Here is a 14,812-nt window from a genome sequence, read left to right on the forward strand (position 1 = left end):
TAAGTAACTTTCACCGGATACATATAGCCATAATCCTTTATTTTTTAAACAGTAGTCGAATATTTATCCAAAGCCTTTCTCAATGATCTTTCCGAAATTGGTTTAGTCACATAATCGTTACACCCCATCTCTAAGGCCTGTTCCTTATCAGTCCCGAAAGCATAAGCCGTCAAGGCGATGATAGGAATCTCTTTAGAATAAGAGCGGATAATGTGGGTTGCTTCCAGTCCATCCATACGCGGCATTTTTACATCCATCAGGATTAAATCCGGTTGGTACTGCTTATACATTTCGATAGCTTCCACTCCGTCTTTAGCCCAAAGCAATGTATATTCTCTGCCAATCAAATTCTTCAATAGAATGAAATTACTCTCCACATCTTCTGCTACCAGAATCTTCTTAATCTGTTGTACACGATTGACAGTATTCCCTTTAGATTCCACCTTTGTCTCTTTGAAGAAATTACCGAGTTCTCCGGTTTCTTCATAAGGAATTGTGAAGTAAAATGTAGAGCCTTTACCCAATTCGGAAGTCACCCCGATTTCTCCACCGATCTTTTCGATAATCATCTGACAGATAGAGAGTCCTAATCCCGTCCCTTGCGCAAAAGAGTTCAGTTTGACAAAACGCTCGAAGATATGATCCACCTTTTCCGGCTCTATCCCTATTCCTGTATCTTTCACGTACACACGGATATCTTTATCCATTCGCTCAAAACCAAAACGGATCTCTCCTTCATAGGTAAACTTACTTGCATTAGTCAGGAAATTCGTTATCACTTGCATAATGCGGTTCTGGTCTCCCTCAATGAGCAAATCCTCCTCTTCATTGTCCAAAACGAGAGTTACCCCTTCTTTCACACGTTCTTTATGAACTGTATAAATTGTCCGGCAGACCTCTCCCAGATTCATTGGACGCTTGATATATTCGAGTGTTCCGGCCTCTATCTTCGATAAATCCAGAATATCATTAATCAATTGCAACAAAATATCCGAGTTCTGATTGATAATACCCGAATAAAGCTTTTTCTCTTCAGCAGTTTCGGCAGAAGGCAATAATTGGGAGAATCCTACAATAGCATTCAGCGGAGTCCGGATCTCATGGCTCATGTTAGCGAGGAAAGCACTTTTCAATCTGTCGGATTGCTCCGCTTTAATCCTTGCCTTGATCAGTTCCTGCTCAATATTCTGAAGATTAGTAATATCCCACGAAATGCCAATCAGCAACGGTTTACGTCCCTCCATCGGTACAAGCGCTTTCAAAGTCTGCACAATACGCGCTTCTCCATTAGCCGACAGATAAGTTTCCTGCATATCAATACGCTTATGAGTCTGGAGTAATTCCAAATCATCCTTACGGAATTTCTCCGCATCTCCGTGCACCGGAAATATCTCATAATCCGTATGCCCGATAGCTTTAGACGCCGGAATGCCTGAATGATCGGCAAATGCCTTATTCCAATATAAATATCTAAGATCATCTTCCGGGTCCTTCACAAACAGATAGACCGGAATATTATTCAAAATACCATCCAACAACAGATTCAGTTCGCGGAGTTCATCCCGTTTCTTGATAACATCAGTGATATCCTGCGTAAAGAACCAGGTGAGTTCCTGATTATTCTCACGAATCAGGAAAGTTGATACCTGATGTACTCTCTCCTTAGTTTCTCCCTGACGTACATAAGCAGCACGATAAGCAAAGCTACCATCATTATCACGAATATCCTGCAGCTTTTGTTCCCATGCTTCCTTTGTTGTCATAGAGACACGCAAATCATATATTTTTTGTGTACCCAACTCCTGCGTTACACCGTATTCTTCTATAAATTGCTTATTCGCATAAACCAGCGTTCCATCTTCCGCCACAGCAAGAATACTGTCACTCACCTTATCAAGCACACTTTTAAAAACTTCCAGTTGCCTTTGGGTAGCTACCCGTTCCGTTATATCACGACACATAATCAGCACGTATTCCTCATCCAGCGGAAAAATACGGTTCTCGTAATAATGGCGTTCACCATTAAAATCCAGTTCGTGATGTGCAGTTGAAACAGTTCCGGTAGTAACAGCCTGCTGCATATTGGAGTGAACATTCTGATACGCTTTCGGTGGAACCATATCCTGCATGCGCATCCCTTTAAAATCCTTGTTTGATATTCCTACATGGTTGGTTTCTTCATTAGAAACAACTTCAATGCCTACCTCACTCTGATTGAAGACAGTCAGCATATCGGGAAGAGAATCTAGTATCCTAACAGCGTATTTCTCTTTAAAACTAACAGGATGATTGCTACGCTTCTCATCCCTAAGAACAGAAAGCTCTTTTCTAAGCTGCTCATTTTCTTTTTTAAGTGCTTCTAACTGTTCTACTAACGCTTCTTTGCTTTGTTTGATGCTCATAATGTAACGGGGTAAATACGTCTTATCTGCCAAAAGTAAATATTTTTTTGAAGAAAAGCACGTATTTACCCTGTTTTTTTCAAAGAATTACTCAATTACCATAATCCGGTCGTTCAATCCCACCTTCATGCCATCTTCCACGAATACTTCTTTCACAACTCCATCCGTCACCGAACGTATCTCATTCTCCATTTTCATCGCCACCAATACACAAAGCGGATCACCCCGCTTCACGAGATCTCCCTTCTTTACATACGTCTTCAAGATAACTCCCGGCATCGGTGCCTGTACCACCTGACGCCCTACGGATTCAGCAGCAGTGCGGGCATTATGTATCTTCTCCATTTCTCCCTGCAATTCAATCTGATAAAGCTCCCCTTTATTCATAATCGTATATGAATTATTGGAAGAAGGAGAAATCTGCACTCCATGCGAGTGATGATCGATGATGATCGAATGAATGGAGTCACCACCCATATTATAATCGACCTCATATATCTTACCATTGACCGCAATCTTCTTGATTGGCCCGTCCTCCAGAATTTCTACCTTATATTCACTGTCCGGCATATCCTGAAGCTTGGCGTAATATGTAGCTAATGTTGTACCCATAACCAATTCCGTTATTTTTTAATTTTCAATTCTCAATTTTTAATTTAATAATTATTAGCAGTCATCTGCAATTTACCGTAATACTTCCAGAGCGATTCGCCCACTACGGGAAGTGTAGTGGCACGGGAAGCCGCTTCTTTCTCCCTCTCGTAGTGTCTCACTGCGGCAGCAATGACAGCCACAGTCGGATCAGTATTCTGACGACGTTTCAGATCTTCCTTATCAAAACGCGTATCGATAAATGTCGTATCGTATTCACCTTTCAGGAAAGCCGCATTCTTCAATACACGTTGATGGAAAGGAATTGTCGTTTTAATTCCCAGAATCTTATACTCTCGTAAAGCACGTGCCATATTGGAAATGGCCGAAGCACGGGTACGTCCCCAACAACAAAGCTTTGCAATCATCGGGTCATAATGCAAAGAGACCTCAAATCCCGCATAAGCGGCACTGTCAAGACGCAGGTTACGGCCTTCGGGAGCTTCACGGACAGTAATCACACCGGGAGAAGGCATGAAGTTATTCTCCGGATCTTCGGCGTAAATACGACATTCGATCGCTGCTCCGCTAAACTGTATATCATCCTGCTTATAAGGCAACGGATTTCCGGCAGCAACAGTAATCATATCCCGTACCAGGTCAACGCCTGTGCACTCCTCCGTCACAGGATGCTCCACCTGCAAACGGGTATTCATCTCAAGGAAGTAGAAATTCTGATCTTTATCCATCATAAACTCCAATGTCCCGGCACTGTAATAACCTATTTTCTTACAGGCTTCCACAGCTACCTTCAACATCTTCTTTCTCGTCTCTTCTTTCACAAAAGGAGAAGGACTTTCTTCTATCACCTTTTGGTTACGACGCTGGATGGAACATTCACGTTCATACAGATGAACGACATTTCCATACTTGTCTCCCATGATCTGAACTTCGATATGATGCGGATTCTCAATATATTTTTCAATATAAACCGCATCATTGCCAAAGGAGGTCCCTGCTTCGGATTGTGACAAACGGAGAGCTGTTTCCACCTCTTCTTCCGTACGTACCAGACGCATCCCCTTGCCTCCACCTCCCGCAAGTGCTTTCAACATAATGGGGTAGCCGACTTCATTAGCGACCTTCTTCACCTCATCAATGCCCTGTACGGGCGTTTCGGTTCCGGGCACAATGGGTAATCCTGCTTCACGCATAATCTTACGGGCTTCCGTCTTGATTCCCATTTTGGAAATAATATCCGCACTCGGTCCGATAAAAATCACTCCCTCTTCTTCACAACGACGGGCAAAATCCGCATTCTCTGACAGGAAACCGTATCCCGGATGAATAGCGGCTCCGGTCTTTTTGGCAATGGACAATATCAATTCCGGCTTCAAGTAAGAGGTATCTTCCGGCGAATTGGAAATGCAATAGGCTTCTTCTGCATAACGGACATGCAAAGCCCCGCGATCTACATGGGTATAAACAGCCACTGTCGAGATATTCATCACCCGGCAAGTGCGGAAGATACGCATCGCTATCTCACCCCGGTTGGCTACTAATATTTTCTTTATCATAATCTTTTTCTTTTTAGAAATAAAAACTTAAAAGAGCAATCAAATAATATTAGGCACGGATTACGCGGATTACACTGCTTGCAGAATAAAGGTTACCACATAAAGCAACCGTGAAATCCGCGTAATCCGTGCCTAAATTCAATCCATAAATAAGCCTAAAGCGGTAGGTTAGAATGTTTCTTAGGAGGATTCGATTGCCGTTTGTTGGCAAGCATCTCGAAACTTCGAATCAACCGCAAACGGGTTACCGCCGGATCGATCACTTCATCCACATATCCCAGTTCCGCCGCCCGGTAAGGATTGGCAAACTTTCCGCGATAATCATCCTGAAGTTCTTTCCGTTTCTCTTCGGGTTTCTCGGCTTTATCTATTTCCTTACGGAAAAGGATATTCACAGCTCCATCCGGTCCCATCACTGCGATTTCGGCAGTAGGGAAAGCAAGATTTACATCTCCACGGATATGCTTGGAACTCATCACATCGTAAGCACCACCGTATGCTTTGCGGGTAATAACCGTCACTTTCGGAACCGTAGCCTCGCAATAAGCATAAAGCAGTTTTGCCCCGTTACGGATAATTCCACCATATTCCTGATCGACTCCCGGAAGGAATCCCGGCACATCTACCAATGTCAGTAAAGGAATATTAAAAGCATCACAGAAGCGGACAAAACGGGCGGCTTTGACAGACGCATTGATATCCAGTGTACCAGCAAGCACCAATGGCTGATTAGCCACCACTCCCACCGTTTTTCCATTCAGGCGGATATAACCCGTCACAATATTCGCAGCATATTCTGCCTGAAGTTCGAAGAAACTATTATCATCAGCCACCGCTTCTATCATCTCTTTTATATTATATGGCTGATTCGGATTGGCCGGAATCAAATCTGCCAGTTCCGGAGTCAGGCGAGTCGGCGAATCGCTGGTCGCTACAAACGGAGGCTCTTCCATATTATTCCCCGGCAGATAGGAGATCAATTCGCGAATATAATTGATGCACTCAATATCATTCTCCGCAGAAAGATGGGCTACACCGGACTTTGTCATGTGCACGCCTACTCCACCGAGTTCTTCTTTAGTCACTTCTTCCTGTGTCACGCTTCTCACCACATCCGGTCCTGTAATAAACATATAACCGGAGTTTTTCACCATCAGAATAAAATCGGTCAATGCAGGAGAATAAACCGCACCACCGGCACAAGGTCCCATGATCGCACTAATCTGTGGAATCACTCCGGATGCCATAGAATTACGCAGGAATATCTCGGCATATCCGGCCAAAGAACGTACCCCTTCCTGAATTCGCGCGCCTCCCGAATCATTCAATCCGATGATAGGCGCTCCCATCTGCATAGCCATGTCCATCACTTTGCAGATCTTCTTAGCGTGCGTTTCTGAAAGAGCTCCTCCAAATACGGTGAAATCCTGTGCGAATACATAAACCAAGCGCTTGCCAATCATACCATATCCCGTCACCACCCCGTCTCCGGCAAATTTCTGCTTTTCCATACCGAAATCGGTACACCGATGGGTTACCAACTTATCCAGTTCGATAAACGAACCTTTCTCCAATAATAAATCGATGCGTTCACGGGCGGTCAGTTTGCCCACAGAATGTTGTTTTTCAATGCGAGCGTCTCCGCCGCCTTTTTCTGCTTTCCTGTTCAGTTCTTCCAGATTGTTAATAAGCTCTTTCATAGGCTGTAGTTATTAAAATTGTATGTGTGTAAAAATAAATAGTAATAAATGAAATCATTGTCATATTGATTACACAAAGATACTTTTATATAATGAACGCATCGTGTACGGAATTTGTTAGCATTTATGCCTTAAAACATCTTTTTCTATTTATTCAGGAAGCTTTTTTTGCAGGTTGCGACAACAAATGTCCATGCTTTTCTGTTTATCGCTTATCATTTTTAATAAAACCTATACCCTAGCAAAATGAGAACAATTAAAATCTTATTAGCAGCCGGTTTCCTGCTCGTGTTCGGTACAAGTATTCATGCACAGGTACAACGGAATGAAACCTATCTACCCAAATTTGCCATCAAGACCAATGCTCTCTATTGGGCCACTACTACACCCAACTTAGGAATCGAAGTGGGACTGGCAAAGAAACTGACTCTCGACATATCCGGTAATTACAATCCGTGGAAGTTTGGTGACGACCGTCAAATCAAGCATTGGCTCGTTCAGCCGGAATTACGCTATTGGCTCTGCGAACGTTTCAACGGAAGTTTCTTCGGTTTGCACGGACATTACGGAGAAATGAATGTCAGCAATCTGAATATATTCGGAATGGGACATGACCGTTACGACGGCAATCTGTACGGAGCCGGCATTTCCTATGGATACCAATGGCTCATAAGCAAGCGCTGGAGTATGGAAGCAACCATCGGCGTGGGATATGCCCGTCTGGAATATGATAAATATGCCCGTGATTGTAAATGTGAAAAGCTGGGACACAACACCCGTAATTATTTCGGCCCGACTAAAATCGGTCTTAGCTTCATTTATGTCATCAAATAATCGAACTTTCTAAAACTTATAATGATGAAAAGAAAACTTATTTATCTATTTATAGCTCTTGCAGCCACTATTCTGCCGGCTCATGCACAAAAATTCCTGAACGATGCGCTCACTCTCTCAAACGTATCTTTATGGCAACAAGGTAACTCTCTTTATGTCGGCATGACTTTCGACATGAAGAATCTGACAATAGGTTCCGCCCGAAGTTTAAGCCTTATCCCCCTGCTGACGGACGGACAGCATAATGTACCTTTGCAAGAAATCATCGTCAATGGTAAAAGACGCGAAAAAGCATATATCCGCGGTCTGGCAATAACCAAGCAAGAACCAACCGCCATTATCGTTCCTTATAATAAAAGGGAAACTTTTAATTATACGCAGGTGATTCCTTACAAACCCTGGATGGCTAATGCCAGTTTGCAACTTGTAGAGAATTTATGCGGATGCGGCAATTATCAGGAAATGAATGCACAGGAACTGATTACCAATGATGTATCTACCGAAGCCAAACGCTTAAGTGCCATGTCTCCTATCATTGCCTATATCCAGCCAACCGTAGAAGTGGTCAAAAACCGTAGCGAACAATATGAAGCTCATCTGGATTTCCCGGTCAACAAATCGGTAATTCAGACCGACTTCATGAACAATCATGCTGAATTGGTGAATATCCATGCCATGTTTGACAAAATACAGAATGACCGGAACCTGACTGTGAAAGGTATCAGTATCGAAGGTTTCGCCTCGCCGGAAGGACCTCTTGCCTTCAATGAACAGCTTTCCAAAAAACGTGCGGAAGCTTTGAAGGATTATCTGGTCAAGAACGAAAAAGTGTCTTCCAAACTATATAAAGTGACTTTCGGTGGAGAAAACTGGGACGGATTGGTAAAAGCACTCCAATCTTCTTCAATGAAGGAGAAGGAAACATTCCTGAACATCATCAAGAATACGACCGACGATGCCAAACGTAAACAGGAAATCATGCGTGTAGGTGGCGGAGCTCCTTACCGTAGCATGCTGAAAGAGATTTATCCGGGATTGCGTAAAGTGAACTGCAAGATCGACTATACCGTTGTCAATTTCGATGTTGAACAAGGGCGTATCATTATCCGGGAAAATCCGAAATATCTTAGTCTGAACGAAATGTATCAGGTGGCCAACAGTTATCCGAAAGGCAGCAAGGATTTTGTGAATGTATTCGATATTGCCGTACGTATGTATCCTACTGACGCCGTAGCTAACCTGAACGCAGGAGCCGTCGCATTATCACAAAAGGATTTGAATGCAGCAGTGAAGTTTATGGAGAAAGCCGATCATAATACTGCCGAGTTTATAAACAATACCGGAGTCTACAATTTCCTTAACGGAGACATCAACCGTGCCATGGCTGCATTTGAGCAGGCAGCAAAGCTAGGTAACGAAGCTGCCCTTGCCAACTTAAAACAATTACAACAAATTTTAAGTGTGAAGATGAAATAAACAGAAAAATCTATTTATTCAACCGACCAAAGTGGGGCGTTCGTTTGTTATATCAATAATAAACGACGTTCCACTTTTTAAATCTGATAATTATGACCTTGATCCTTGCCGTTATTCCTGTGTTACTGTTGATTATACTGATGGCATTTTTTAAAATGTCAGGTGATAAAAGTAGTATCATTTCTCTGATTGTGACGATGCTGATTGCTCTTTTCGGCTTCGCTTTCTCGGTAGACAATCTGTTTTACTCCTTTTTATATGGAGCATTAAAAGCGGTCTCTCCTATCTTAATCATTATTCTGATGGCTATTTTCAGTTATAATGTATTGTTGAAAACTGAAAAGATGGAGATTATTAAACAGCAATTCGCTTCTATTTCTACCGATAAAAGTATTCAGGTGTTATTACTGACTTGGGGATTCGGAGGTCTATTGGAAGCTATGGCCGGTTTCGGAACAGCAGTAGCTATTCCGGCGGCAATTCTTATCAGTCTGGGATTCAAGCCTATCTTTTCGGCAACGGTGAGTCTGATTGCCAATAGTGTAGCCACTGCTTTCGGAGCAATCGGAACTCCGGTATTGGTATTGGCTAAAGAAACGAATTTGGACGTATTGCATCTTAGTACAAATGTCGTATTGCAATTATCCGTTTTAATGTTCCTGATTCCGCTGGTTCTACTTTTCCTTACTGACTCCAAACTTAAATCGCTCCCGAAAAATATATTCCTGGCTTTATTGGTAGGCGGAGTTTCTTTAGTCAGTCAATATCTGGCAGCAAAATATATGGGTGCTGAATCTCCGGCCATAATCGGCAGTATTCTTTCTATTATCGTAATCGTTGTTTATGGAAAACTGACTGCATCCAAAGAAGAGAAAGCACGAAAAAGCCATCTGAAAACGAAAGATATATTAAATGCATGGAGCATTTATTTACTGATTCTGTTTCTGATTATCCTGACCAGTCCGCTCTTTCCGGGATTGCGTCATACTTTAGAGAACAATTGGATTACGAGAATCAGTCTGCCTATCAATGCGTCCACCGTCAATTATACTATTTCCTGGCTGACTCATGCCGGAGTATTGCTTTTCATCGGTACTTTTATCGGTGGATTGATTCAGGGGGCTAAAGTAAAAGATCTGTTCATCGTTCTTTGGAATACCGTGAAGCAGTTGAAGAAAACATTCATTACGGTTATCTGCCTCGTGGGGTTATCTACTATTATGGATAGTTCTGGAATGATCGCTGTGATTGCCACAGCACTGGCTACGGCTACCGGAAGTTTGTATCCGTTATTTGCTCCGGTTATCGGTTGTCTGGGAACATTTATCACCGGAAGCGATACGTCTTCCAACATCCTCTTCGGAAAGTTGCAAGCAAGTGTGGCAGGACAGATTCATGTCAGTCCGGATTGGCTGTCTGCGGCAAATACAGTAGGCGCTACAGGTGGTAAGATTATCTCTCCGCAAAGTATTGCTATTGCCACTTCTGCCGGAAACCAACAGGGAAAAGAAGGTGAAATACTGAAAGCGGCTATTCCGTATGCATTAGTATATGTAGCGATTACCGGAATTATTGTTTATATTTTCAGTTAATTCCCCAAAAATAGAAGAAGATAATAGTACCGTTAACAAAGCGCGATAAATATTTCCGCTTAGCCATTAGATGGCAAAGCATTCAGCTCATTTTCGTACTGATTTGAACACCAATAAAAACTATAACTCTCTGCCACATTTTTGTCTTTTATTCAAGTATTATACGGGGGAAAACAAAAATGTGGCAGTGCTTATAATCAATGACTTGGTTCTAAAAAAGCGTAGAAATAAGAGAAGTTTACAGAAAACGTATATAGAGTTTTTGCTTTTGGGAGAAGATAAAATGCACTTTCTTTTTAATCATTTGAGTTTTAATATTTTGGATGTCTTGTTTTTATCCTTTTCATCACACTTCGGCCTCAACGCATCTATTTCTTTGTTGTCGGTAAAGATATCTTTTAGATAATCACTGTTTGCTTGCAGTTGAGTAATTTACCGAATGGACAAGTGCTACGTAACTGTTACACAAGTGTAGATGAGTAGTTACTCAAGTGCAACAGATTAACTTATGCGGATGAATTAGCTAAAAGACAAGGAGAAATTAGTAATAGATGCAATAGAACTTATTATATCTTCTGCATAATATAACTAAAACATCTAGTCGTTCGTGATAAGTTGCAAAGGTGGAAAAGTATTAATACTCTATCGCTAGGATATTAATACCTGAATTGTTGGGTATATATACCCAACACATTGGACATATATATCCAACACGCTGCGCATATATCCCCTATATATTGGATATATATATCCAATAATCTATATGAAAGACATTTTCAGAAGTTTAGTGTTGAGTTTATTGCTATAAGCTCTAAATTATCCAGATTTTCTTTCTTCTTTTTGATTTATATTCTTGCTCTTTATCAAAGTCCACAGTAGGAGAACCTGCTGTATCAATGTGGCAGGCTTTTTTATGTTTGTCCCATTCTTCTAGTTGCTTATACCACATGATATACCACTTCATGCGCTTCCGCCAGTTGAGGAACCTCCAGTTTATCCAACATTTTATCTAAAACAGATTCAGGAAGTGCATATTCCCTGCTTTTATTTTGTTGACGCCAAATGTGGTATGGTTGTTCCAGATAGACTATCTTTACTTTTGCACCATAATCAACAAACAAATCAATCAATTGAGTACGCATCTGACGAGTTATGTTAGTAGCATTCCAAACAAAGTCCTGACCTTTGCGGAGATACGTTCTGGCTTCCTCTTTCGCTGTTTGCACTACCCATCCATTCGCAGACTTATCCGTGGGACTCAATTTGTGTTTTCGACGAATGACGTCCAAACTCACCACCGGAACATCTATGCCAGCAGATTGAATATAATAATCCTTCCCCATTCCCGGAAGTCCTGACAACATCGTCACTTCACATTTAAACTGTTCGTGAGGGACATAATCAATATAACTGTCTTCAGTATGGAAGTAATGAAAACGTGCATAATCAGTGGCAAATTCTCTTGGTTTCTTCCAACAATCCTGTTCACGGCAGAAAATCTCAAACAGTTCCAGTGCTTCCAGCAGTTCATTCTTATCTTCACAAATGCGTCCTCTGATATCAGCATCGGCCAACATCTTTAGCAATGAAGTATCTACTCGTAAAGAAGCTTCACAGAGTTTCTTCACAGAGTCAGGCTTCTCCATCAGCCAAACAGGTAATCCATGGTACCGGACTAAAGATGCAATCTGTTCCCGGATATGGAATGGAGCAGGACAATCCCGGTATAATATAGTGCGTACAGTGTACTCTCCTTTTCTGGCATGTCCTTTAGCAGATACCCGCCCCTCTCCTTCATCCACGGAAGTTGAACGTTTTTCAACATCATGCAACAAGGCAGATGTCCAAATAAGTTCTTTCTCCAAAGTAGAAAGAGAATGATAAGCGGAAGACTGTTGCAATGCCTCCAACACCATACGGGTATGTTCGGCTACACTTCCCTCGGCATGATAACGAATATCCTGCTGAACAGTATTCATTTCGTACACCCACTCGAACTGTTGTTCGAGTGAGCACCACGATTTATCTTCTATCAATTTCCAATTCATCTTTATTCCTCCTTTTCATTATTAAATTCCCAAACAAGCGGGGCACGCTTCCAGTTACGTGTCCAATGCTCGTCTGTTTTAACATGTCCTTTCCGCACATACTTAAATACATTATGTGCAAATTCGCTTACCGGATATTCTCCGACATTGCGGCTGACTACTCCCTCACGGGTACAAACCTCTTTCGTCCACGGATCACAAGAGCCGAAGATAGCCGGTTCTTGTGACATACGGATGATTTCCTGTTTTAATAGTTCCGGTGTCAAACCGGAAACAGACTCTATCTTCAACTCCGGAACAGTAGGAAAGTCGAATAAAGCTGCATAAAACTTTACTTCTTCCCATGACAGCCACTGATCCATACAACGGACTGCAAAGACATAAAAATGCGTTTCTAATCGCTGATATTCTATGGAATGTACGGCATATAGATTCTCTCCAAAGATTTCTATATCACCCAAATCATTCTTTATCAATTCCCAACGCTCACGCAGTTGCCTCGTCCAAGGTGAAGTAGTGGGAGCCGCATGCGAACGGGCAAAGACGCCCCACTGACTTAAACAATTATTCTCTCCATCCAGCTTCTCGGTATGCACCAATGTCCGAATCCGTTGGATGTCCTCCCAATACGTATGGTTAATCCGATCGTCACTAGTCGTTCCGGGAGAGAACGGATAGTGATAAGTGCGACCATATTTCTCTGATATCATTTCTTTCTTTTTTTAATTAAATACTAATTTCTTTCATCGTATCACTCCTTATTCATTCGAACGATGCGAGGCATAAATTTACCCTGCACTTCCACCAGCGTTTCCTGCGTATACATCACTCTGTCAATATCCTTATATGCCAACGGCATTTCTTCCACGCTCCCACCAATCAAAGTCACTCCCGCCTGCGACAGTAGTTTCTTCAAAGACGATTGCGTAAAACTATCTTTTGCCTTCTGGCGGGACATCGCCCTGCCGGCTCCATGAGAAGCCGAATTTAAAGCAGCTTCCATCCCTTTGCCACAAACCAGATAACCTGCAGTAGCCATGCTACCGGGAATCAATCCCGCTTGTCCTTTCTGTGCCGGAGTAGCTCCTTTGCGATGCACGATTGCCATACGCCCCGGTGCTATTTCCTCTCTCCAAGCGAAGTTATGATGGTTGTTGACATTAGCGAGCGGCTTCAACCCTAATGCTTTCGCCAAATTCAAATGAATCCGCTCATGACAGGCACGGGCATAATCGCCTGCCAGATTCATACTCATCCAATACTCCTGCCCCGCTTCAGTGTTTAAATCCAGCCAGGCAAAATGCTGTGCTTCACGGGGAAGCCTGCACACTTCACGTGCCAACAGGCTGTAATGTTTGGCAATGGCAGCTCCCAATCCTCGTGAACCGGAATGTGACAACAATGCCAGATAATTTCCTTCCGGAAGATTCAACACGTTATTTTCTTGCAGAGCGATCTCGCCGAACTCCACAAAATGATTGCCACCACCGGAACTCCCCAGTTGACGTACTGCCTTTCCATGCAAATCTCTCAACAAAGGCGTCAAACGAAATTCTTCCCTATCCAACACCTCATGTTCCTGCTCAAAAACCAATCCGCCATCCATACCGAAATGGGTGAAATCTTTCAAGGCTTCTTTCATCTGATAGGTATATCGTTTCAGGAAGTCGGCGCTGGCATCAAATATCGTCAGGCTCATCCGACAACCGATATCAACACCTACGGCATACGGAATCACTACATTATCCGTAGCAAGCACTCCACCGATAGGTAACCCGTATCCGGCATGAGCGTCAGGCATCAATGCTCCGGCCACCGTTACAGGTAAGCGCATAGCCAGGTTCATCTGTTGTTTGGCAAGCGTTTCGATAAATTTACCTCCATAGGTTTTATACATCAGCGGCTCATCCAATAAATCATAAGCTATAAACTCTTTCGCTATGATAGTAGGCGAAAGGCGTTCGGCCAGCTTATTCCAAATTTCATTATTTTTGTAAGATTCGGGATGCTCGAGTATATCGCTCAATGTCATTTCAATCTGTTCTTTAGTGTCGTATTTGCAATGTTTGCTCACAATGTTCACTACCAGACTACGGGCAACATTATCCCGGTATCCCAGTTTGCTTAAATCTTTTAATCGTATTCCCATACTCTTTTTTCGTTCGCATACAGCATTCCCTGTCGGCCTCACCGGCAGACAACAATGCAATACACGTGATACCAATGCTTTGGATATGGATATGAAATACCCCACCATCGCATTGAAGTGATTAATTTAAAATATAAAAAGTGATTGCAGGACTAATCAACGATTGCCGCTTATTTGTAGAATTGCGGTCAATATAAGAACCATAGGTTCAGTGTAAAAACAATAAGTTGCAAAGCCTCATCCTCCCGACGAGACAACTTAGTCCTAATTTGAAAATATTATAGCTCCAACATAATTAATACCCTTTCCATCTGTTTTTAAAGGGTGAATACTCATTTTATCGCGGCAAAAGTAGTGCTTATTTTTATTTCCTCCAAAGAATAATAGACAAATTTTAGCGTTCAGTAACTATCCGAGGGAAGTTTTGCCAAGAGTTTCTGTCA

At 42.3% G+C, this 14,812-nt stretch carries 10 protein-coding genes; 3 read left to right on the plus strand and 7 right to left on the minus strand.

What is annotated here, in order from left to right; genetic code table 11:
• Positions 1 to 44: 44 nt before the first annotated feature.
• From AB3G73_RS08125 to AB3G73_RS08140, 4 genes are all read right to left on the minus strand, one after another.
• Positions 45 to 2,402, minus strand: a complete 2,358-nt coding sequence (locus AB3G73_RS08125) for a PAS domain-containing protein (protein WP_367744425.1) — start codon at positions 2,400 to 2,402, stop codon at positions 45 to 47.
• Between the two features lie 87 nt (positions 2,403 to 2,489).
• Positions 2,490 to 3,014: a biotin/lipoyl-containing protein gene (locus AB3G73_RS08130; RefSeq protein ID WP_004297139.1), complete on the minus strand. Its 525-nt coding sequence runs from the start codon at positions 3,012 to 3,014 to the stop codon at positions 2,490 to 2,492.
• 44 nt (positions 3,015 to 3,058) lie between these two features.
• Positions 3,059 to 4,570 carry an acetyl-CoA carboxylase biotin carboxylase subunit gene (gene accC, locus AB3G73_RS08135; protein ID WP_148364887.1) on the minus strand — a complete coding sequence of 504 codons (1,512 nt, stop codon included), beginning with the start codon at positions 4,568 to 4,570 and terminating at the stop codon, positions 3,059 to 3,061.
• Between the two features lie 155 nt (positions 4,571 to 4,725).
• Positions 4,726 to 6,270 carry an acyl-CoA carboxylase subunit beta gene (locus AB3G73_RS08140; RefSeq protein ID WP_099147610.1) on the minus strand — a complete coding sequence of 515 codons (1,545 nt, stop codon included), beginning with the start codon at positions 6,268 to 6,270 and terminating at the stop codon, positions 4,726 to 4,728.
• A gap of 246 nt (positions 6,271 to 6,516) precedes the next feature.
• Between AB3G73_RS08140 and AB3G73_RS08145 the strand changes: the two genes are divergently transcribed.
• The 3 genes from AB3G73_RS08145 (at position 6,517) to AB3G73_RS08155 (ending at position 10,172) form a co-directional block, all read left to right on the plus strand.
• A complete protein-coding gene (locus tag AB3G73_RS08145; RefSeq protein ID WP_195649469.1) occupies positions 6,517 to 7,104 on the plus strand; it encodes a DUF3575 domain-containing protein in 588 nt (195 codons plus the stop codon).
• A gap of 24 nt (positions 7,105 to 7,128) precedes the next feature.
• Positions 7,129 to 8,580, plus strand: a complete 1,452-nt coding sequence (locus tag AB3G73_RS08150; protein ID WP_148364886.1) for a DUF3868 domain-containing protein — start codon at positions 7,129 to 7,131, stop codon at positions 8,578 to 8,580.
• A gap of 92 nt (positions 8,581 to 8,672) precedes the next feature.
• Positions 8,673 to 10,172, plus strand: a complete 1,500-nt coding sequence (locus AB3G73_RS08155) for an L-lactate permease (protein ID WP_074637674.1) — start codon at positions 8,673 to 8,675, stop codon at positions 10,170 to 10,172.
• A 938-nt stretch (positions 10,173 to 11,110) separates the two neighbouring features.
• On the opposite strand, the gene AB3G73_RS08160 is transcribed toward AB3G73_RS08155, so the two are convergent.
• From AB3G73_RS08160 to AB3G73_RS08170, 3 genes are read right to left on the minus strand one after another with little or no spacing between them, the layout of a single operon-like run.
• Positions 11,111 to 12,220, minus strand: coding sequence for an AAA family ATPase (locus tag AB3G73_RS08160; RefSeq protein WP_298044867.1), 1,110 nt, complete (start codon positions 12,218 to 12,220; stop codon positions 11,111 to 11,113).
• 2 nt (positions 12,221 to 12,222) lie between these two features.
• Positions 12,223 to 12,930, minus strand: a complete 708-nt coding sequence (locus AB3G73_RS08165) for an RNA ligase family protein (RefSeq protein WP_004304139.1) — start codon at positions 12,928 to 12,930, stop codon at positions 12,223 to 12,225.
• A gap of 41 nt (positions 12,931 to 12,971) precedes the next feature.
• Positions 12,972 to 14,369 carry an RtcB family protein gene (locus tag AB3G73_RS08170; RefSeq protein WP_217721081.1) on the minus strand — a complete coding sequence of 466 codons (1,398 nt, stop codon included), beginning with the start codon at positions 14,367 to 14,369 and terminating at the stop codon, positions 12,972 to 12,974.
• Between the last annotated feature and the right edge of the window lie 443 nt (positions 14,370 to 14,812).

The organism is Bacteroides sp. L008, assembly GCF_040812255.1.
Classification (GTDB): domain Bacteria; phylum Bacteroidota; class Bacteroidia; order Bacteroidales; family Bacteroidaceae; genus Bacteroides; species Bacteroides vicugnae.

Excerpts from the sequence above, each read along its gene's own strand:
- AB3G73_RS08170 (WP_217721081.1), bottom strand. The coding sequence starts at position 14,369 with ATGGGAATACGATTAAAAGATTTAAGCAAACTGGGATACCGGGATAAT.
- accC (WP_148364887.1), bottom strand. The coding sequence starts at position 4,570 with ATGATAAAGAAAATATTAGTAGCCAACCGGGGTGAGATAGCGATGCGT.
- AB3G73_RS08165 (WP_004304139.1), bottom strand. The coding sequence starts at position 12,930 with ATGATATCAGAGAAATATGGTCGCACTTATCACTATCCGTTCTCTCCC.
- AB3G73_RS08125 (WP_367744425.1), bottom strand. The coding sequence starts at position 2,402 with ATGAGCATCAAACAAAGCAAAGAAGCGTTAGTAGAACAGTTAGAAGCA.
- AB3G73_RS08155 (WP_074637674.1), top strand. The coding sequence starts at position 8,673 with ATGACCTTGATCCTTGCCGTTATTCCTGTGTTACTGTTGATTATACTG.
- AB3G73_RS08130 (WP_004297139.1), bottom strand. The coding sequence starts at position 3,014 with ATGGGTACAACATTAGCTACATATTACGCCAAGCTTCAGGATATGCCG.
- AB3G73_RS08150 (WP_148364886.1), top strand. The coding sequence starts at position 7,129 with ATGAAAAGAAAACTTATTTATCTATTTATAGCTCTTGCAGCCACTATT.
- AB3G73_RS08140 (WP_099147610.1), bottom strand. The coding sequence starts at position 6,270 with ATGAAAGAGCTTATTAACAATCTGGAAGAACTGAACAGGAAAGCAGAA.
- AB3G73_RS08160 (WP_298044867.1), bottom strand. The coding sequence starts at position 12,220 with ATGAATTGGAAATTGATAGAAGATAAATCGTGGTGCTCACTCGAACAA.
- AB3G73_RS08145 (WP_195649469.1), top strand. The coding sequence starts at position 6,517 with ATGAGAACAATTAAAATCTTATTAGCAGCCGGTTTCCTGCTCGTGTTC.